The 19474-nt window shown below is 65.0% G+C and carries 18 protein-coding genes; 14 read left to right on the forward strand and 4 right to left on the reverse strand.

The genetic code is table 11. From position 1 onward, the window contains the following. Positions 1-16 precede the first annotated feature (16 nt). On the forward strand, positions 17-1411 hold the full coding sequence (locus ACE3P0_RS04980) for an N-acetylmuramoyl-L-alanine amidase (protein WP_374400696.1): 1395 nt from the start codon (positions 17-19) through the stop codon (positions 1409-1411). Here ACE3P0_RS04980 and ACE3P0_RS04985 read toward each other — a convergent pair. Further along, on the reverse strand, positions 1401-2294 hold the full coding sequence (locus tag ACE3P0_RS04985; protein ID WP_374400479.1) for a hypothetical protein: 894 nt from the start codon (positions 2292-2294) through the stop codon (positions 1401-1403). The genes ACE3P0_RS04980 and ACE3P0_RS04985 overlap by 11 nt on opposite strands. 300 nt (positions 2295-2594) lie before the next feature. On the opposite strand from ACE3P0_RS04985, the gene ACE3P0_RS04990 reads away from it, so the two are divergent. Then, the gene (locus tag ACE3P0_RS04990; protein ID WP_374400481.1) at positions 2595-5063 is read left to right on the forward strand and encodes a GH36-type glycosyl hydrolase domain-containing protein; all 2469 of its coding nucleotides are present in this window, start codon (positions 2595-2597) and stop codon (positions 5061-5063) included. Between the two features lie 80 nt (positions 5064-5143). Here ACE3P0_RS04990 and ACE3P0_RS04995 read toward each other — a convergent pair whose 3' ends face one another. Further along, positions 5144-5380: a hypothetical protein gene (locus tag ACE3P0_RS04995; protein WP_374400483.1), complete on the reverse strand. Its 237-nt coding sequence runs from the start codon at positions 5378-5380 to the stop codon at positions 5144-5146. Positions 5381-5546: 166 nt separating this feature from the next. Here ACE3P0_RS04995 and ACE3P0_RS05000 point away from each other — a divergent pair, with 166 nt between their 5' ends. The 7 genes from ACE3P0_RS05000 to ACE3P0_RS05030 all read left to right on the forward strand — a co-directional run bounded on the left by ACE3P0_RS05000 (position 5547) and on the right by ACE3P0_RS05030 (position 11892). Beyond that, positions 5547-5762 (forward strand): VF530 family DNA-binding protein, encoded by a 216-nt coding sequence (locus ACE3P0_RS05000; protein ID WP_374400485.1) that lies wholly within the window; start codon positions 5547-5549, stop codon positions 5760-5762. Between the two features lie 80 nt (positions 5763-5842). Further along, positions 5843-6790, forward strand: coding sequence for a bifunctional riboflavin kinase/FAD synthetase (locus tag ACE3P0_RS05005; RefSeq protein ID WP_374400486.1), 948 nt, complete (start codon positions 5843-5845; stop codon positions 6788-6790). 111 nt (positions 6791-6901) lie between these two features. Next, positions 6902-9709 carry an isoleucine--tRNA ligase gene (gene ileS, locus ACE3P0_RS05010; RefSeq protein ID WP_374400488.1) on the forward strand — a complete coding sequence of 936 codons (2808 nt, stop codon included), beginning with the start codon at positions 6902-6904 and terminating at the stop codon, positions 9707-9709. Then, positions 9702-10193 (forward strand): signal peptidase II, encoded by a 492-nt coding sequence (lspA, locus tag ACE3P0_RS05015; RefSeq protein WP_374400492.1) that lies wholly within the window; start codon positions 9702-9704, stop codon positions 10191-10193. Before ileS ends, lspA begins: the two co-directional genes overlap by 8 nt. Then, positions 10190-10618, forward strand: a complete 429-nt coding sequence (locus ACE3P0_RS05020; protein ID WP_374400494.1) for a peptidylprolyl isomerase — start codon at positions 10190-10192, stop codon at positions 10616-10618. Before lspA ends, ACE3P0_RS05020 begins: the two co-directional genes overlap by 4 nt. A gap of 50 nt (positions 10619-10668) precedes the next feature. Continuing rightward, positions 10669-11598 (forward strand): 4-hydroxy-3-methylbut-2-enyl diphosphate reductase, encoded by a 930-nt coding sequence (ispH, locus tag ACE3P0_RS05025; RefSeq protein WP_374400496.1) that lies wholly within the window; start codon positions 10669-10671, stop codon positions 11596-11598. 171 nt (positions 11599-11769) lie between these two features. Next, complete coding sequence (locus ACE3P0_RS05030; protein WP_256378377.1) at positions 11770-11892, forward strand: hypothetical protein; 123 nt, start codon at positions 11770-11772, stop codon at positions 11890-11892. Between the two features lie 95 nt (positions 11893-11987). Here ACE3P0_RS05030 and ACE3P0_RS05035 read toward each other — a convergent pair whose 3' ends face one another. Both ACE3P0_RS05035 and ACE3P0_RS05040 read right to left on the reverse strand, forming a co-directional pair. Further along, the gene (locus tag ACE3P0_RS05035) at positions 11988-12383 is read right to left on the reverse strand and encodes a group II truncated hemoglobin (RefSeq protein ID WP_374400499.1); all 396 of its coding nucleotides are present in this window, start codon (positions 12381-12383) and stop codon (positions 11988-11990) included. Between the two features lie 72 nt (positions 12384-12455). Further along, positions 12456-12815, reverse strand: a complete 360-nt coding sequence (locus ACE3P0_RS05040) for a TfoX/Sxy family protein (protein WP_374400501.1) — start codon at positions 12813-12815, stop codon at positions 12456-12458. A 116-nt stretch (positions 12816-12931) separates the two neighbouring features. Here ACE3P0_RS05040 and ACE3P0_RS05045 point away from each other — a divergent pair, with 116 nt between their 5' ends. The 5 genes from ACE3P0_RS05045 to ACE3P0_RS05065 form a co-directional block, all read left to right on the forward strand. Continuing rightward, positions 12932-13252: a hypothetical protein gene (locus tag ACE3P0_RS05045; RefSeq protein WP_374400502.1), complete on the forward strand. Its 321-nt coding sequence runs from the start codon at positions 12932-12934 to the stop codon at positions 13250-13252. Positions 13253-13286: 34 nt separating this feature from the next. After that, entirely contained in the window at positions 13287-15452 is a 2166-nt protein-coding gene (locus tag ACE3P0_RS05050) for a type I secretion system permease/ATPase (RefSeq protein ID WP_374400504.1), read from the forward strand. Then, a complete protein-coding gene (locus ACE3P0_RS05055; protein WP_374400506.1) occupies positions 15452-16861 on the forward strand; it encodes an HlyD family type I secretion periplasmic adaptor subunit in 1410 nt (469 codons plus the stop codon). The genes ACE3P0_RS05050 and ACE3P0_RS05055 overlap by 1 nt, the downstream gene beginning before the upstream one ends. Then, a complete protein-coding gene (locus ACE3P0_RS05060; RefSeq protein WP_374400508.1) occupies positions 16858-17469 on the forward strand; it encodes a LuxR C-terminal-related transcriptional regulator in 612 nt (203 codons plus the stop codon). The genes ACE3P0_RS05055 and ACE3P0_RS05060 overlap by 4 nt, the downstream gene beginning before the upstream one ends. Before the next feature lie 123 nt (positions 17470-17592). Then, a partial coding sequence (locus tag ACE3P0_RS05065; RefSeq protein WP_374400510.1) for a retention module-containing protein occupies positions 17593-19474 on the forward strand: 1882 nt, incomplete at its 3' end.

A 19474-nucleotide genomic window follows, 5' to 3' on the forward strand; every position in this document is an offset into this window, starting at 1 on the left:
ACCGGATCACGCTTCCGTGCCGATGATGCAGCGTCGCCGGTTCATGAAGTTCGGCGGTGCGGCAATGACGCTGCTCGTCTCGCGCGTCGGCTTCGCAGCCGAAACCAGCATCCTCGCCGTGCGCGTGTGGCCTTCGCAGGACTACACCCGTGTCACGCTCGAAGGGCGCGACACGCTCAAATACACGCACCAGATCGTCAAGAATCCGGAACGTCTGGTGATCGATCTGGAAGGCGCCGAGTTCAACAGCGTGATCCAGAGCCTGCCGGGCAAGATCACCGACAGCGACCCCTACATCAAGCTGATCCGCGCCGGCCGCAACCGGCCCGGCGTGGTACGCCTCGTCATCGAGCTGAAGGCCGAGGTCAAGCCGCAGGTCTTTACGCTCGATCCGGTCGGCCAGTACGGCCACCGTCTGGTGCTGGACCTTTACCCCGCCGAGCCGATCGATCCGCTGCTCGCGTTGATCGAAAAACCCGATCCGATCGTTGCTGCCACCGGCGAAGCCGCTTCGCCGACACGGCCGACCGCACAGGTCGGCAACGGCGACGCAAGCAAACCGAGCAATCCCCCTGAACCGGCGTCCTCCGCACCCGTTCAGGCCGCTGAGCCGGCCAAGCCGGCGCAGCAAGACAACAAGGAGGAGGTCAGCCCGGCCGACCGCAAACACCGCGGCGGCAAGGGACAGGTCACCCGCCTGGCCACGATCGCAATCGATCCGGGCCACGGCGGCGAGGACCCGGGTGCCGTCGGCAAGGCTGGCACCTACGAAAAGAACGTCACGCTCGCGATCGCGCGCCGCCTGAAGGCCAAGATCGACGCCGACCCGCTGCTGCGCGGCATGCTGACCCGCGACGGCGACTTCTTCGTCCCGCTCGGCCAGCGCGTTGCGAAGGCGCGCGCAGTGCAGGCCGATCTGTTCGTATCAATCCATGCGGACGCCTTCATCAAGCCCGACGCGCGCGGCAGCTCCGTCTTCGTGCTGTCGGACAAAGGTGCATCCAGCACTGCGGCGCGCTGGCTGGCGCAGAAGGAAAACGCGGCGGATCTGGTTGGCGGCGTGAACCTTGGCGTCAAGGATGCCCTGCTCGCCCGAACGCTGCTCGACCTGTCACAGACCGCCACGATGCAGGACAGCGCCAAGCTCGGCCGCGCCGTGCTGGGCGAACTCGGCGGCATCAACCAGCTGCACAAAGGCCAGGTTGAACAGGCCGGCTTTGCGGTGCTGAAGGCGCCGGACATCCCGTCCATCCTGGTCGAGACGGCCTTCATCTCGAACCCGGAAGAAGAGCAGCGCCTGAAGGACGAGGCCTATCAGGACAAGATGGCCGACGCGATCCTGCGCGGTATCAAGCGCTACTTCGCGAAGAACCCGCCCGTCCAGCGCAACACGGTCGCATTCATCGGCTAAGGGCTGCGTCACGAGACTGCGCCTGCAGCATGGCGGCAACTAGGCGCGGCAGCGCCGGGTTGCCGACGCGCACCTCCATGGCGGGCGGAAGCGGGCACAGCAGCCAGTTCACCGTGTAATCGAGCCACTCGCCAGGCGCCAGCAGAACGCTGGCACCGTGGTTTTCCAGCTCGACATACACGCCACCGTCTTGCCCCCAGATTTCGATCGGCGCATGCCCCTCTGCACACAGCGCGGGCGCGACCAGGCCAAACTGTTTCACGAACAGCAGCCGCTCGGGCGTGACATGCGCCAGCCAGCCCTCGCGCGGCGCACCGAAGTACTTTCGTCCGACCGCCAGCTGCTCACGATCGAAGGGGTACCACGCAAAGCCATCGCCCCCCTGCACCAGATCGAGCGCCGAAGCGGGCAAGCCTTCTGCGTCCGCGTCGTGATAGAAACTCAAACCGCCCGGCACGCGCGTCACTTCCCACGGGGCGACCCGCAGCGCCCGATCGCCCCGGTTCTCGATGCGATAGCGAATCGCAAAGCCCGGCGAAGCGGAGAGCGGCGCGAAATACTTGCAGAAGCGAAGGCCGCAGACCGGATCGACCGCACTCCGAAACACGGCGGCACCCTGTTCGACTGCCGCAGCGTAGGGAGCGGCGTCCAGTACGGTACGCGGCGGCCATCCCCACGCGGACTGCGGCGCATCCCAGAAGGTCGAACCGTAGTTGTCGGGATGCGCATCGCGCAGCGAAAGCGCCTCGGCCTCGCCGCAGCGCAGTGAAACGATACGGGCACCAACCCGCGGGTCGACTTCGAGCGACACACCTCCGGAAACGAGATGCAGCCGCCCGTCGGCAAGCCAACGCAGCGAGCATCGCGCAGCGCTAGAGATCATTACTGGTTCCATAGTTTGCAAACGTTATCTAGCCGGCAACCCCGTCATCATGAAAGCGCCATCTCAGCCCAAACCGTGATCGAGGCACCGAAAGCCTTATGATTAAAGGATTAAATCTCATGCCGTACTCCCTCAGTGAGCATTCAGAAACATTTCGATGCTCTCAAAGGACTTTCATTTTTGCAAACGTTTTCATATCATGACATCTGACCCATGACAGGCCGGCGACGGTAACGGTTCAACAGCCAAAACCGCTGGCAGTGCGCCGCATACAGCCCAAAAACTGGACCCTCCCACACCATGAACAGCGCAAGCACCTCTTCTTACGGCCACTTCGACGACGCCACGCGCGAATACGTCATCACCCGCCCCGACACGCCCCTGCCCTGGCTGAACTACCTCGGACAGGACGAGTTCTTCGGCCTGTGCACCAACACGGCCGGCGGCTACACGTTTTGGAAGGACGCCAAGCTGCGCCGCCTTACGCGTTACCGCTACAACAACGTGCCCTACGACCTTGGCGGTCGCTACTTCTACGTCAACGACGGTGGCGAGGTGTGGAACCCCGGCTGGAAGCCTGTTAAAGCCAAGGGCGTGAAGTACGAATGCCGCCACGGCCTGGGCTACAGCCGCATCATCGGCGAACGCGACGGACTGGAAGTCGAGGCGCTGTTCTTCGTGCCACCGGGCGAGAACCTTGAAGTCTGGAAGCTCACGGTGCGCAACAAGTCGGCCCAACGCAAAACGCCGAAGCTGTTCTCCTACCAGGAGTTCTGCTTCTTCGAAGCGCTCAACGACATGACGAACTACCAGCGTACCTACTCGATCGGCGAGGTCGAGGTGGAAGGCTCGGCGATCTATCACAAGACCGAGTTCCGCGAGCGCCGCAACCACTACACGCTGTTCGCCTGCACCCGCCCGATCGCCGGTTTCGATACCTCGCGCGACGCTTTTGTCGGCATCCACGAAGGCCTGCATGAAGCGAAGGTGCCCTTCGCCGGCCAAGCCACGAACTCCGTTGCCTTCGGCTGGAATCCGATCGGCTCGCATCAGGTCGATCTCGACCTCACGCCCGGCGCGGAAGAATCCTTCGCCTTCGTGCTCGCCTACGTCGAGCAAGGCGACGCGCCCAAGTTCGACGCCCCCTTCGTGATGAACAAATCGGTCGGCCGTGCCATCGTTGAGAAGTACTCGGCGCCCGGCGCCGTCGATGCCGCCTTCGCCGGCCTCAAGAAGTACTGGGACGACCTGCTCGGCAACTTCCAGGTCGACTGCCCGAACGAGCATGCGCAGCGCATGGCCAACACATGGAACCAGTACCAGTGCATGGCCACCTTCAACATGAGCCGCTCCGCCTCGATGTACGAAACCGGCATCGGCCGCGGCATGGGCTTCCGCGATTCGAACCAGGATCTGCTGGGCTTCGTGCACATGATCCCGAGCCGCGCTCGCGAACGCATCCTCGACATCGCGGCGACGCAACTCTCGGACGGCACCTGCTTCCACCAGTACCAGCCGCTGACGAAGAAGGGCAACGCCGACATTGGCGGCGACTTCTACGACGACCACCTGTGGCTGGTGCTGTCGACTTGCGCGTACATCAAGGAGTCGGGCGACGTCTCCATCCTGCAGGCACCCTGCGGCTACGCGGACAAGGAATATGAAAACGTTGCCAAAGAGACCCTGCTGCATCACCTCGAAACCGCCATCGCCTACACGATGAAGAAGCGCGGGCCCAACGGCCTGCCGCTGATCGGTCATGCGGACTGGAATGACTGCCTCAACCTGAACTGCTTCTCGACCGAACCGAACGAGTCTTTCCAGACCGCCGGGGACGTGCGCGATTCAAAGGCCGAGTCGGTAATGATCGCAGGCCTGTTCCTGTATGCCGCACGCGAGATGGCCGCGCTCTACGAACATCTGGATCGCAACACCGATGCGGCTCGCATGCGTGGCCACTACACCGAGATGCTGGACACGGTAGAGCGCGTCGCGTGGGACGGCGCCTGGTACACCCGAGCCTACGCCGCCGACGGTTCGGTGGTCGGCTCGCACAGCAACGAGGAAGGCAAGATCTTCATCGAGAGCCAGGGCTGGTGCGTGCTCGGCGGCGCCGGCGCCGACAACGGCCGCGCACGGCAGGCGATGGAATCGGTGCATCAGCACCTCTACACGAAGAACGGCGTGGTGCTGCAGCAACCGGCCTACTCCAGCTACGACAAGGCGCTCGGCGAGGTCACTTCCTACCCGCCGGGGGTGAAGGAAAACGCCGGCATCTTCAGCCACAACAACACCTGGATCCACCTCGCCTGGTGCCTGCTCGGCGAGGGCGACCGTGCGCTGGAGTACTACCTGTCGATCTGCCCCTCCGCCAAGCAGGACCAGATCGACACCTACCGCGGCGAGCCCTACGTCTATGCGCAAATGATCGCCGGCAAGGATGCGCCCTGCTTCGGTGAGGCGAAGAACAACTGGCTCACCGGCACGGCCGCCTGGACCTTCGTCGTCGTCAGCCAGGGCTTGCTGGGCATCCAGCCGGATTACGCGGGCCTGCGCATCGACCCGTGCATCCCGAAGGATTGGCCCGGATTCACCGTGACGCGACGTTTCCGCGGCGACACTTTTGAAATCCGCGTCAGCAACCCAGATCAGGTCAGCAAGGGCGTGAAGGCGGTGCGGGTGGACGGCAAGGATGTCGATCCGAAGCGGGCGATCGCGCCGGTTGGCGACGGCCGCACGCATCAGGTGGAAATCGTGCTGGGCGCCTGAGCAGCAGGCACGCGGGCGCGAGTCGGAAAGAAAAAGCGGCGGTCAAATGACCGCCGCTTTCTTTTGGTAAGTCGCGAAACTCAGTAAAGCGAGGCCACCACCGCGACCGAGCGCTTGCCGACCACCGTAATGCGCGGAATCTGCGTCGCCGTAACCGGCGCAGCCGGGAGCACCTGCGCCATCCTCGGGCTGATCTGCGCATCACGGCTTCCAGATGTCTTGCCGTCGCCCGCGCCGACTCCGGCCAGCATCGCGGTACACGCCAGCACAACCATCAGCAGCGCGTTCATCAGATCATCGAGGCGATTCATGTTCATCACAGTCTCCTTGGGGGGATTTTTCGGGGCGCTTAGCAGCGCCTTCAGGGTGATGACACTTTGCCGCCCACCGCGTTGCGAGGCGATGACACGGTACGCAAGGGGAATGTGACCTTTTCACACTCACCCCGCTACACTGGCATGACCACGCCGACGAAGCCCCGAAATGCCCAGCACCCAACCGAACAATCCACTGCACGGCCTAACGCTCGAAACGATCCTCACGCGGCTCGTCGAGCGCTACGGTTGGGAAGAACTCGGCCTGCTGATCCCGGTGCGTTGCTTCCAGTACGAACCCAGCATCAAATCCAGCCTGAAATTCCTGCGCCGCACCCAGTGGGCGCGCGAACGGGTGGAAGCGCTTTACCTGCGCGACGCCTGACACCGCCGAGGGCCGCTGCGCCCGGCGCGCCCAATGCGGCACTGCCGCAGGCTATAATTCGCGTTTTTTGTCAGACGCTTATGCTGGTCTTCCGCGGCCTTCCCGATCGCGCTGAACATGGTTCGGTGCTCACGATCGGCAACTTCGACGGCGTGCACCGCGGCCACCAGGCCCTGCTGCAACTGCTCGTGCGCGAGGCGCGCGAGCGCGCGCTGCCGGCCACGGTGCTGACCTTCGAGCCGCATCCGCGCGAATTCTTCGCGCCCGAATCGGCCCCGCCGCGCCTGTCGCGCCTTCGCGAAAAACTCGAATACATGGCCGAATGCGGCGTCGACTGCGTCTATGTGCTGCGCTTCAACAAAGCGCTCGCCTCGCTCGATGCCGAGGCCTTCGTCGAAAACGTGCTGGTGCGCGGCCTGGGCGTGCGGCATCTGTTGATCGGCGACGATTTTCGCTTCGGCCGTGGCCGCGGCGGGGATTTCGCGTCGCTGCAGCAGGCGGGCGAAACCTGGGGCTTCCGCGTTGAATCGATGCCGACGCTCGATTTCGACGGCGAACGGGTGTCCAGCTCGGCGGTGCGCGACGCGCTGGTTTCCGGCGACATCGAACATGCCGAGCGCCTGATCGGCCGCCCCTACACGATGAGCGGCCGCGTGATGCACGGCGACAAGATCGGCCGCACGATCGGCTTCCCGACCGCAAACATCCAGATCAAGCGCAACCGCGCGGCCTTGCACGGCATCTACACGGTGACGGTGGATGGCATCGGCGAGGCACCCTGGCCGGGCGTGGCGAGCCTCGGCAACCGCCCGACGATCACGAAGAATGGCGCGGCAAGGCTGGAGGTCTTCCTGTTCGGCTTCAGCGGCGATCTGTACGGCAAACACTTGCAGGTGCACTTCCTGCACAAGCAGCGCGACGAGGAGAAATACGGCTCGCTCGCCGAACTGACCGCGGCGATCAACCGCGACTGCGAAATCGCGAAGGAAATCCTCGCGCAGCATCGAATTCCGGTGCCGGCGACCTGAGCGGTCGTCGGCGCCCCGCCTTGTCGGCGGCAGCCCTGCGTGATTACCCCGCGGAGCCCGCCCAGAACCGAATCCCCTGCATTCACGCAAAGATTGAAGAGATAGCAAGCCATGGCTGATTACCGGAAAACGATGAACCTGCCCGACACCGCCTTCCCGATGCGCGGTGACCTGCCCAAGCGCGAGCCGGGCTGGGTGGCGGGCTGGCAGAAGAGCCAGCTGTACCAGAAGATCCGCAAGGCCAGCGCTGGCCGCCCGAAGTTCATCCTGCACGACGGCCCGCCCTACGCGAACGGCAACCTGCACCTGGGCCACGCGCTGAACAAGATCCTCAAGGACATCATCGTCCGCTCGAAGACCCTGGCCGGTTTCGACGCCCCCTATGTGCCGGGCTGGGACTGCCACGGCCTGCCGATCGAACACAAGATCGAAGTCACGCATGGCAAGAACCTGCCCGCCGACAAGGTGCGCGAGCTGTGCCGCGCCTACGCCACCGAGCAGGTCGAGATCCAGAAGAAGGAATTCATCCGCCTCGGCGTACTGGGCGACTGGGACAACCCCTACCTGACGATGGCCTTCGCCAACGAGGCGGGCGAGATCCGCGCACTGGCCGAAATGGTCAAGCAGGGCTACGTATTCAAGGGCCTGAAGCCGGTGAACTGGTGCTTCGACTGCGGTTCGGCGTTGGCCGAAGCGGAAGTCGAATACGCCGACAAGAAGTCGCCGACGATCGACGTGGCTTTCGCGGTGTCGGATGCCGACGCCGGCAAGCTCGCCGCCGCCTTCGGCCTTGCCGCGCTGCCTAAGACCGCTTACGCGGTGATCTGGACCACCACGCCCTGGACAATCCCCGCCAACCAGGCGCTGAACATGCACCCGGAGTTCGACTACGCGCTGGTCGATACCGGCGAGAAGCTGCTGGTGCTGGCGAAGGACTTGGTCGAGGACTCGCTCAAGCGTTACGGCCTCGAGGGCACGGTGCTCGCGACGACCAAGGGCCAGGCGCTCGATCGCATCGAATTCCGCCATCCGTTCTTCGACCGCGTGTCGCCGGTGTACCTGGCCGACTACGTCGGGCTGGATGCCGGTACCGGCGTGGTGCACTCGGCGCCTGCGCACGGCGTGGACGACTTCAATTCCTGGCTTGCCTACGGCCGCCGCAACGACGAGATCATCTCCATCGTCAAGGGCAACGGCGTCTATGTTGAGGACCTGCCCTTCTTCGGCGGCCGGATGATCTGGAAGGCCAACCCGGTCATCGTCGAAAAGCTCACCGAAGTCGGCGCCCTGCTCTCGCACGGCACCGTCAGCCACAGCTACATGCACTGCTGGCGCCACAAGACGCCGGTGATCTACCGCGCCACCGCGCAGTGGTTCGTCGGCATGGATAAATTGCCGAAGGATGGAAAGAGCCTGCGCGACAAGGCGCTGGGCGCGGTCGAGGCGACCGCCTTCTACCCCGCCTGGGGCAAGCCGCGCCTGCACGCGATGATCGCCAACCGCCCGGACTGGTGCATCTCGCGCCAGCGCACCTGGGGCGTGCCGATCCCCTTCTTCCTGCACAAGGAAACCGGTGAGCTGCACCCGCGCACCGTCGAGCTGATGGAAGAAGTCGCCAAGCGCGTTGAGGTCTCTGGCATCGAAGCCTGGTCCAAGCTCGACGCCGCCGAACTGCTGGGCGCCGAGGCTGAGCACTACACCAAGATCAGCGACACGCTGGATGTGTGGTTCGACTCCGGCACCACGCACTGGCATGTCCTGCGCGGCTCGCACAACGACGGCCACACCAGCGGCCCGCGCGCCGACCTGTACCTCGAAGGTTCGGACCAGCACCGCGGCTGGTTCCACTCCTCGCTGCTGACCGGCGCCGCAATCGACGGCCACGCGCCCTACAAGGCGCTGCTGACGCACGGCTTCACCGTGGACCAGCAGGGTCGCAAGATGAGCAAGTCGCTCGGCAACGTGATCCTGCCGCAGGAAATCAGCGACAAGATGGGCGCCGAAATCCTGCGCCTGTGGGTCGCCGCGACCGACTACTCAGGCGAACTCGCGGTGTCGAAAGAGATCCTCGACCGCGTCGTCGAGACCTACCGCCGCATCCGCAACACGCTGCGTTTCCTGCTCGCGAACACCGCCGACTTCGACATCACGACAAACGCCGTGCCGGTCGAACAGTGGCTCGATATCGACCGCTACGCGCTGGCCTTCACCCGCAAGCTCGCGACGCAGGCTGAGGCCGACTACGCGAAGTTCGAGTTCCACCGCGTGGTGCAGGCGCTGCAGATCTTCTGCTCCGAAGACCTCGGCGCCTTCTACCTCGACATCCTCAAAGACCGCCTCTACACCACCGCGCCGGATTCCGTGGCACGCCGCGCCGCGCAGACCGCGCTGTGGCACATCGTGCAGACGGTGGTGAAGCTGATGGCGCCGATCCTCTCCTTCACGGCAGAGGAAATCTGGGCCGTGCTGAACGGCAACAACCCGGACGAATCGGTGATGCTGCACACCTTCCACGCCCTGCCGGCGCAGGAAGGCGAAGCCGGGCTGATCGCCCGCTGGGAGACGATCCGTGCAGTGCGTGGCGAAGTCTCCAAGGCGGTTGAAGCGGTGCGCACCGAAGGCAAGATCGGCGCCTCGCTGCAAGCCGAAGTCGAGATCCGCGCCGGCAGCGACAAGTTCGATGCGCTGGCCTCGCTCGGCGACGACCTCAAGTTCGTGCTGATCACCTCGGCCGCGACGCTCGTGAAGGTGGCGGGCGAAGCCGACGAGGCGATCGTCGTCACGCCGACCGCGCAGCAGAAATGCGAGCGCTGCTGGCACTGGCTCGCCGACGTCGGCGTGAACGCCGAACACCCCACGCTTTGCGGCCGCTGCGACAGCAACCTGCATGGCGACGGCGAGGTGCGCACGCATGCCTAAGCGCTTTCTGGCGTGGCTGAGCCTCTCGGGCCTGGTGATCGTGCTCGACCAGATCACCAAGCTCGCGGTGCTGCGCAACCTGAAACTCGGTGAGGCGATCCCCTACACCGACTTCTTCCAGCTGGTATTCGTCTACAACCCCGGCGCGGCGTTCAGCCTCCTCGCCGACCAGCCGGGCTGGCAGAAGTGGTTTTTCGTCACGCTGGCGGTCGTCATCTCGGCCTGGCTGCTGATGCTGTTGAAGCGCCACGCGAACGAGCGCCTTCAGCCGCTGGCCTTCGCGCTGATCATCGGTGGCGCGTTGGGCAATGTGATCGACCGCATCGCCTACGGCGCAGTGGTCGATTTCCTGTACTTCCATGTCGGCCGCTACGGCTGGCCAGCCTTCAACGTGGCGGATTCGGCGATCTCCGTCGGCGCCGTGCTGATGATTGCGGCCCAACTCTTTGCCGGCCGCGAGCCGGCCGCGGACACCAAGTCATGAACCTGATCGGTAACGAAAGCCTCGTCACGCTGCACTTCCGCTTTGCGCTGCCGGACGGCACCGTGATGATCTCGACCTTTGAATCGACGCCCGCGACGCTGCAGATCGGCCGCGGCGAACTCGGCCGCAAGATCGAGGATTGCCTGATCGGCCTCTCGGTCGGCGCCGAGCGCAGCTTCGATCTGGCCGCCGGCGAAGCCTTCGGGCCGCGTCACGAAGAGCTAGTGGAGCGGATTCCGCGCGGCGAACTTCCCGCCGATGTCGAACTCGAAGCGCAAGCCGTACTGACCTTCACCGCACCCGACGGCAACGCCTTCTCCGGCCGGGTGCTGGAGATCGATGACGACAGCGTGGTGATGGATTTCAACCACCCGCTCGCCGGACGCGCCGTGCGCTTCGACGTGCAGGTAGTCGGCGTCAGCTGACGTCCGCGCCACCCAACAAGAACAGAACCAGCCCCATACAGAGACCGAAAATGGAAGTCCTCCTCGCCAACCCTCGCGGCTTCTGCGCCGGCGTGGAACGCGCCATCACCATCGTCGAGCGCGCGCTCGAACTCTACGGTGCGCCGATCTATGTGCGACACGAAGTGGTGCACAACAAGTTCGTCGTGGACGACCTGCGCAACAAGGGCGCGGTGTTCATCGAAGACCTCGCTGATGTGCCGGCTGGCAACACGGTGATCTTCTCGGCCCACGGCGTATCGCAAGCAATCCGCACCGAGGCCGAAGCCCGCGGCCTGAAGGTGTTTGACGCCACCTGCCCGCTGGTCACCAAGGTTCACCTCGAAGTGCAGCGTATGCGCGCGCAGGGCCGCGAGATCATCATGATCGGCCACAAGGGCCACCCGGAAGTCGAAGGCACGATGGGCCAGAGCGAAGGCGGCATGTACCTCGTCGAGACCGTCGAAGACGTCGCCGCGCTGCAGGTGAAGGACGAGAACCTGCTCGCCTACGTGACGCAGACGACACTGTCGGTCGACGACGCGCAGACCGTGGTCGACGCGCTGCGCGCCCGCTTCCCAGCCGTGGTCGGGCCGAAGAAGGACGACATCTGCTACGCCACGCAAAACCGCCAGGACGCGGTGAAGTTCATGACGCCGCAGGTGGATGTGGTGTTCGTGGTCGGCTCGAAGAACAGCTCCAACTCCAACCGTTTGCGCGAAGTCGCCGAACTGCGCGGCGTGCCGGCCTATCTGGTCGACAACGCGGCCGGCATCGACCCCGCTTCGCTGGAAGGCAAGCGCCGGATCGGCGTTACGGCAGGCGCCTCGGCGCCGGAAGTGCTGGTCACCGAGGTGATCGAACGCCTCAAGGCGCTCAGCGGCGCCAGCGTGCGAACGCTGGACGGCGTCACCGAGAACGTGAATTTCCCGATTCCGGCAGAGCTACGGCCACAGGCCTGAGCGCTCGCTTTCACCCGCAAAAGCCCGGCCAGCGCCGGGCTTTTTGCTTTGTCGCTGGCGCGACAAAGCTTGAGCCATCGCAAGCGCCGGGCCGCCGCAAGCCCTTAATCTAACAGTGATTTCTGCGCTCCAATGCAGTCTCCCCCGACCCTGGAGCGCGAGGAGCTTGCCATGTTCACGATTCTCGCCCTGCTGACCGTTGCAGCAGCCTACCCGACCTGGAAAGCGTTCAAGGACGCTGAAGCCGGCAAGTTCGACAAGCCGGTCTACAAGCGGCCCAACTTCTACATCTGATCCCGAGCGCAGCCTCGGGCTGTCCAACAGCCCGCAGCGCGACCCCTTTCTGGGTCGCACAACGCCGCCCCCGGCGGATTCGCCCAGCGGCCGCTTCAGCCCGGCTGATTCCGCATCCAGTCGGCGGTCTTGAAAAGCGAACCTTCGAGATGCTGCCGCAGCGCGGCTGACATCGGCTGCGCATCCATCGCCTTGTGCATACAGGCGAGCCATTGGTCGCGTTCCTTCACGCCGATCGGGAATGGCATGTGGCGCGCGCGCAGCATCGGATGGCCCTTGCGCTCGACGAACATGTCCGGCCCGCCGAGCCAGCCGGAGAGAAACCAGTACAGCTTGTCGCGCGACTCATCCAGGTGCGCCGGATGCAATGCCCGCAACTCGGCGAACTCCGGCTCCAGATCCATCAGATCGTAGAAGCGATCAACCAGGCCGCGTACCGCGGCGTCACCCCCGAGCAAGTCGTAGGGCGTGTTTTCGGGACTAGGGTGCATCGTGACTCTTTCTGAAACGAGCTTCGATGATGCCACGAAGCCGCCCCGCATCCGCCCCCGGACCGACCTGCCTCAGCCTGTCGGCGGCGTGGTCTTGCGCGGCGAACGCAGCGCCGCTTCGATGCCCTTGCGCGCCCAGCGGAGGAACTCGAGATCGTCGTCGATCGCAGACTCGGGCAAGGGGTAGTAACGCAGCGATTGCTGGCTGCCGTCTTTCATCGCGTAGGTGAAGGGGCTGAGCCCTTCGCGTTCGAACTCCGCCACGCTCAGCGCATCGGCCTTCACATAGAACACGTCGTCGCTGACGATCGCGAAGAACAGCTCACCGCTGTAGAGCCCGTAGGCACCGAACATCCGCCGCACCCGGATGCCGCCCAAGGGTGCGAGGCGCTCGCAGAGCCAGTCGACATACTCGTTGCGCCGCGTTGCCATGCTTCCTCCTGCCCGCTCAAGTTTCCGGAATACCCGCCGAAATCCCTCGTCAGGAGCGCGTTCCGGCGTTTCAGGTGACAAAACTTTACTAGGCCGCACATAGGCCGGGAGCTAACATGCCCTTCGTCCGCCGAAATCCGCAAGGGGAGATTGTCGCGATCCTGCGAGATCAGGAAACGGATGCGCAGGAAGAGTTGCCCAACGACCACCCTGATTTGCTCGCGTTCCTCGGCCGCGATCCGGGCGAGAGCTTCGCCGCGCTGGATGCGGACTTCATCCGCGTGCTGGAAGACCTGATCGACGCACTGATCGACAAAGGCGTCTTGCGGGTGACCGATCTGCCGCACGGCGCACAGCGTAAACTCTCGGCACGCAAAGGTTTGCGGCGCCGCCTTATCGGCGCGCTGGATCTGCTGGGCGATCAGGACGTGATCTGAACCTGCGTACCCAGCGACAGAACCGGAATTCTGAATGAGTGACACCCAGCCGAACGCAAAACCCTGGGAGGTCAACGAGCACGGCGTGCACGACGATCCGCTGCTCGACTGCCTCGCCGCCCTTACCCGTATCCACGGCAGCCCGTGGACCCATGAAGCCCTGGCCGCCGGCCTGCCGCTGGTCAACAACCGCCTGACGCCCTCGCTGCTGCCGCGTGCCGCAGCGCGCGCCGGGCTGTCCGCAAGACTGGTGCGTCAGCCCTTGTCGGCTGTCCGGCCGGCGCTGCTGCCGGTGATCCTGCTGCTCAACGACGGCCGCGCCTGCCTGCTGCTTGAACTGGGTGAGCAAGGCGATGCAAAGGTGCGCTTCCCCGAGGCCGGCGAAACCGCTGTCGCGATTAGCCGGGACGAGCTCGCGGCCCTGCACGCCGGCGTGGTCTGCTACGTGCGCCCGCGCTTCCGCTTTGAAGCGCGAGTGCCGGAAGTCGGCAAGGTGCGCGCGCGACACTGGTTCTGGGGCGCCATCTTCTCGAACTGGCGGCTTTACCGCGACGCGGTGCTGGCCTCGGTGCTGGTGAACATCTTCGCACTGGCGATGCCGCTGTTCTCGATGAACGTGTACGACCGCGTCGTACCCAACCGTGCCGAGGAAACCCTCTGGGTGCTCGCGGTGGGCGCGGTACTCGTACTCGGCTTCGACCTCGCGCTGCGAACGCTACGCGCCTACATCATCGACACCGCCGCGAAGCGGATCGACGTGTCACTGTCGTCGAAGATTCTCGAACGCGTGCTGGGCATGCGGATGGAGTCGCGCCCCGAATCCGTTGGCTCGTTCGCGTCGAACCTGCGGGCGTTTGAAAGCGTGCGGGACTTCATCGCCTCGGCCACCGTCACCACGCTGGTCGACCTGCCCTTCGTGTTTGTCTTTGCCTTCGTCGTCGCGTGGCTGTCGCCCTGGCTGCTGCTGCCCGCATTCGCCGGTGCGGTGATCGTGCTGTTCCTCGCCTTCGTGGTGCAGGACAAGATGCACGAACTGACCGAGACGAGTTATCGCGCCAGCGCGCAGCGCAACGCAACGCTGGTCGAGAGCCTGGTCGGCATCGAATCGATCAAGACCGCCGGCGCCGAGGGCTGGATCCAGCGACGCTGGGAACGGACCACGCTGTTCCTCGCTCAGGTCGGCACGCGCTCCAAACTGCTCTCTTCGCTGATCGTGAACTTCTCGCAGACGGTGCAGCAGGCGGTGTCGGTGGTGGTGATCATCACCGGTGTCTATCTGTTGCTGGACGCCAAGCTTTCGATGGGCGGCATCATCGCAGCGAGCATGCTGACCGGGCGGATGCTCGCGCCGCTGGGCCAGGTGGTCGGGCTGCTGCTGCAGTATCACAACGCGCGCACCGCGCTGACCGGCATCGAACAGCAGATGACGCTGCCGATCGAACGCCCGGACGACGCCCCCTTCCTGCACCGCGCGCAGTTCCGCGGCGAGATCGAGTTCCGTGATGTGAGCTTCCAGTACCCGGGGCGCGAGCAGTACGCCTTGCGGCGCGCATCGTTCCGCATCAGTGCGGGGGAAAAGGTCGGCGTGATCGGTCGCGTGGGTTCGGGCAAGACGACGCTGGAAAAGCTGATCCTCGGGCTCTACCAACCGAGCGATGGTGCGGTGCTGATCGACGGTATCGACGCACGCCAGATCGACCCGGCCGAACTGCGCCGAGCCGTTGGCTTCGTACCGCAGGACGCTACGCTGTTCTACGGCAGCCTGCGCCAGAACATCGCGCTGGGCGCGCCCTTCGCCGACGATGCGGCGATTCTCGCCGCGGCCGACATTGCGGGCGTCACCGAGTTTGCCAACGCGCATCCGCGCGGCTTTGACATGCCGATCGGCGAGCGCGGCGAGTCGCTGTCGGGTGGGCAACGGCAGGCCGTAGCGATTGCGCGTGCCTTGCTCAACGACCCGCCGATGCTGCTGCTGGACGAGCCCTCGAGCAACATGGATCACCAGAGCGAAGACCGCCTGAAGAAGAAGCTGCGGGAGTTCTCACACGCCAAGACACTGTTGCTGGTGACCCATCGCACTGCACTGCTGGAACTGGTCGATCGCCTGATCGTGATCGACAACGGCCAGATCGTTGCAGACGGACCCAAAGCACAGGTCGTTGAAGCCCTGCAGCAGGGCCGCATCGGGAGGGCGCACTGATGAAGTTCCGCATCCCTACCCTGCTTCAACGCGCGGGCCAGTGGTCCTTCCGCAAGACGACCGGTGCACTCGACCGCCTGCTGCTGTTCGCAAGCAAACGCGATCTGCACGACGACGCGGACTTCCTCGCCGATGCAGACTGGGCGATCGCCGAGCAGACACCACGCGGCGCACGGCTGGCAGTCTGGATTTCGCTCGCGGCGGTGGTGGTGCTGGTCATCTGGGCCGCGTTTGCGAAGATCGACGAAGTGACGCGCGGTGACGGCAAGGTGATCCCCTTCTCGCAGAACCAGCTGATCCAGAGCCTGGATGGCGGCATCGTGCAGCAGATCCTGGTACGCGAGGGCCAGACCGTCGAAAAGGGCCAGCTGCTGCTGAAGATCGACCCCACCCGTTTCGTCTCGTCACTGCGCGAGAACCGCTCACAGTACCTCGCCCTGCTCGCCAAGGCGGCACGCCTTGAAGCGATTGCCGAGGGGCGCGCCTACGAGCCACCGCCCGAAGCATTGAAGGAAGTGCCGGAAGTGGTAGAGCAGGAGCGCGCTGCCTATGAATCGAAGCGGCTAGAGTTGGAGGCCACCGTTGGCATCGCTCGCCAGCAGCTCACGCAACGCACGCAGGAACTTAACGAAGTGCGTGCCCGCCGCGAGCAGGCTTCGCAAAGCTACGACCTCACCGCCCGCGAGCTTGAAGTTACCCGGCCACTGACGAAGACCGGCGCGGTGTCGGATGTGGAGCTGCTGCGCCTAGAACGCGATGTCGCACGCTATCGTGGCGAGCGCGACGCCGCGAATGCGCAGATCCCGCGTATCCAGGCCGCGATCGGCGAAGCACAGCGCAAGATTCAGGAAGTCGAGCTGCAGATGAAGAATCAGGCGCGCTCCGACCTTTCCGACGTCAACGCGAAGCTCGGCGCCTTGTCCGAAGGCAGCGTCGCGCTGGCGGACCGCGTCAAGCAATCGGAGGTGCGCGCACCGATGCGCGGCACGGTGAAACAGATCTTCGTGCACACCGTCGGTGGCGTGGTGCAACCGGGCAAGGAAGTCGTCGCCATCGTGCCGAGCGACGATGCACTGCTGCTCGAAGCGCGTGTGCTGCCGAAGGACATTGCTTTCCTGCGCCCCGGCCAGAAAGCGCAGGTGAAGTTCACCGCGTACGACTTCTCCATCTACGGTGGGCTGGAAGGCACGCTGGAACAGATTGGCGCCGACACCGTAGTGGACGAGAAGGGCAACGCCTTCTACGAAGTGCGTGTGCGCACGACGACCAGCACCATCGGCCCGAAGAAGCTGCCGATCATCCCCGGCATGGTCGCGGAGGTCGACATCCTGACTGGCAAGAAGTCGATCCTGACCTACCTGCTCAAACCCGTGATCCGCGCCAAGGCGGCGGCGATGACTGAACGATGACGCATCCGCTGCTGGTTCTTGCCACTCACGACGACCATCTCGCGCGGCGCTGGCATGCGCTCGGCGAGCGCTGGCCGATCGTTCGCACCAACCGCTTCGACGCCCTGCCCGCTGGCGCCCGTCTGGCGCTGATCGACGCCGAACTACCCGATCTGCCGCCGATGGGCGACCCACGCTGGCCGCGCCTGGCGGCGGGCTTGCGCATGGTCTTCGCAAGCAGCCGGCCGAACGACGCGGAAGGCCTTGCCGCCATCGAAGCAGGCTGCAGTGGCTACTGCCACGCGTTCGCATCGCTCGAGCAACTGACACAGGTGCTGGATGTGGTGGCATCCGGCGAACTGTGGGTGGGGCGCACGATTCTCAACCGCCTGCTGCGCGCGGTGGACCTCGCCAGCAAAGCGCCTGCTGCGCCCGGCTGGGCCGCCGGGCTGACCGAGCGCGAACAGCAAGTCGCCCAGCGCGCCGCAATCGGCGAATCGAACGCCGATATCGCCGCGGCGCTCGATATTACCGAGCGTACGGTCAAATCCCACCTCAGCGCGGTGTTCGAAAAGATCGGCGTCGCCGACCGCCTGCAGCTCGCGCTGCGCGTACACGGCATCAAGTAAACACGCCGTGTAACACCGTTTCACAAGCTCGGCCCGTCTCCCTGTCCTTGAGTACGATGCGCCGCCCCGTTGGGCGGCGTAGTTTCGAGGGCAATTTGAATCAGTCCGTCCGGGAGACATTTCATGGCCACCACCACCAACCGCGCAGAAGGTACCGTTGCCCGCCTCGAAGGCAAGGCCTGGGTACGCGAATCGGACGGCAGCCTGCGCCCGATCCACCTTGGCGAACGAATCGCCGAGGGTCAGGTGGTGGTCACCGACAACGGTGCGGTGGTTGAACTGCGCGGCAGCAATGGCGACCCGGTGACGCTCGGTGGTGGTCGTGAAGTGCTGGCCGACGCCAGCCTGCTGACGCAGGACGCCGTGCCCGCACAGGACGCCGCCCTGACGCAGCCGGACGCCGAAATCGACCGCGTAATCGCCTCGCTCAATTCCGGCGCCGATCCGCTTGCCGAACTCGACCCGACCGCAGCCGGCCTGGGTGGCGGCACGGGTGGAGAAGGCCACGGCTTCGTCCGCCTGCTGCGCATCAGCGAAGGTGTGGACCCGCTGAGCTTCCAGACCAGCGGCCCGATCGCAACCGACACGGTCGAGCGGCAGACGTTCTCGGCGATCACCGCCGAGGCCAACGCGGCCCCGGTTGCAGCGCCCTTGTCGGTGAGCTTGCCCGAAGACACCAGCACCGGCATCAAGCTCGACGGCGTGCTGAGCGACCCGAACGGCGACCCGGTCACACTGATCGGCACGCCGACCGCGAGCGTCGGCACCGTCACCGTGAATACCGACGGCACCCTGACCTATACGCCGCCGCCCAACTACAACGGGCCGGCGACGATCATCTACACCGTCAGCGACGGCCGCGGCGCCACCGCCGACGGCACCATCACCGTCAACGTGACGCCGGTGAATGACGCACCCACCACCACCGACGTCGCGGTCACCACGCTCGAAGACACCCCCGTCGCAGGCCGTACGCCAGGCGCGGATGTCGATGGCGATACGCTGAGCTACAGCAAGGGGTCGGACCCCGCGCACGGCAGCGTCACCGTCGACACCGACGGCACCTGGATCTACACGCCGACGAAGGACTACAACGGGCCGGATTCCTTCACCGTGATGGTGTCCGACGGTAGGGGCGGCACCACCACCGCCACCGTCAGTGTCGGCGTCACCCCGGTGAATGATGCGCCGGTTCCCGGCACCACCGACGGCCCCGCCGGCACCCCGGTCAGCGATGCCAACATCGACCCGACAACCGGCCACTACGCCCTGAGCACGCCGGAAGACACGCCGATCAGCGGGCAGGTGAAAGCCACCGATGTCGACGGCGACAGCCTGAGCTTCGCCAAGGCGAGCGACCCGGCGCACGGCAACGTCACCGTCAATACGGATGGCACCTGGACCTACACCCCGGCGAAGGACTTCAACGGGCCGGACAGCTTCACCGTGACCGTATCGGACGGCAAGGGTGGCACCGCGATTGCCACGGTGGATATCGGCGTCACGCCTGTCAATGACCCAGCAACCATCCTGCCTGTTAGACCGGGTGCCGATGGAGGCGCGGTAAAGGAAGACGTCACACTCACGACTGGTGGCCAGTTGGTCGTGTCGGATATGGATGCCGGCCAGGCCGTGTTCCAGCCGCAGACGGCGGTCGCAGGAGCCCACGGCTCCTTCTCGATCGATGCGGCGGGCAACTGGACTTACACGCTCAACAACGCTGATCCAGTGGTGCAAGCGCTGGGCGAAGGCCAGACGCTGCCGAGCGAAGTGTTCACGGTCAAGAGTGCCGATGGCACGACCAGCACCGTGACCGTTTCGATCATCGGCACCAACGATGGCGCGGTGATCACGCCGTCAGTGCCGGGCGGCGATGCCGGCAGCGTGACCGAGGACAGCGTGCTGCTCACTTCCGGCAAGTTGCTGGTCAGCGATGTCGACACTGGCGAAGCGGTGTTCCAGCCCGGCACGCAGACCGGTACGTACGGCGCACTCACAATCGATG

Origin of the sequence: Niveibacterium sp. (assembly GCF_041909475.1) — a bacterium.
Classification (GTDB): Bacteria; Pseudomonadota; Gammaproteobacteria; order Burkholderiales; family Rhodocyclaceae; genus Niveibacterium.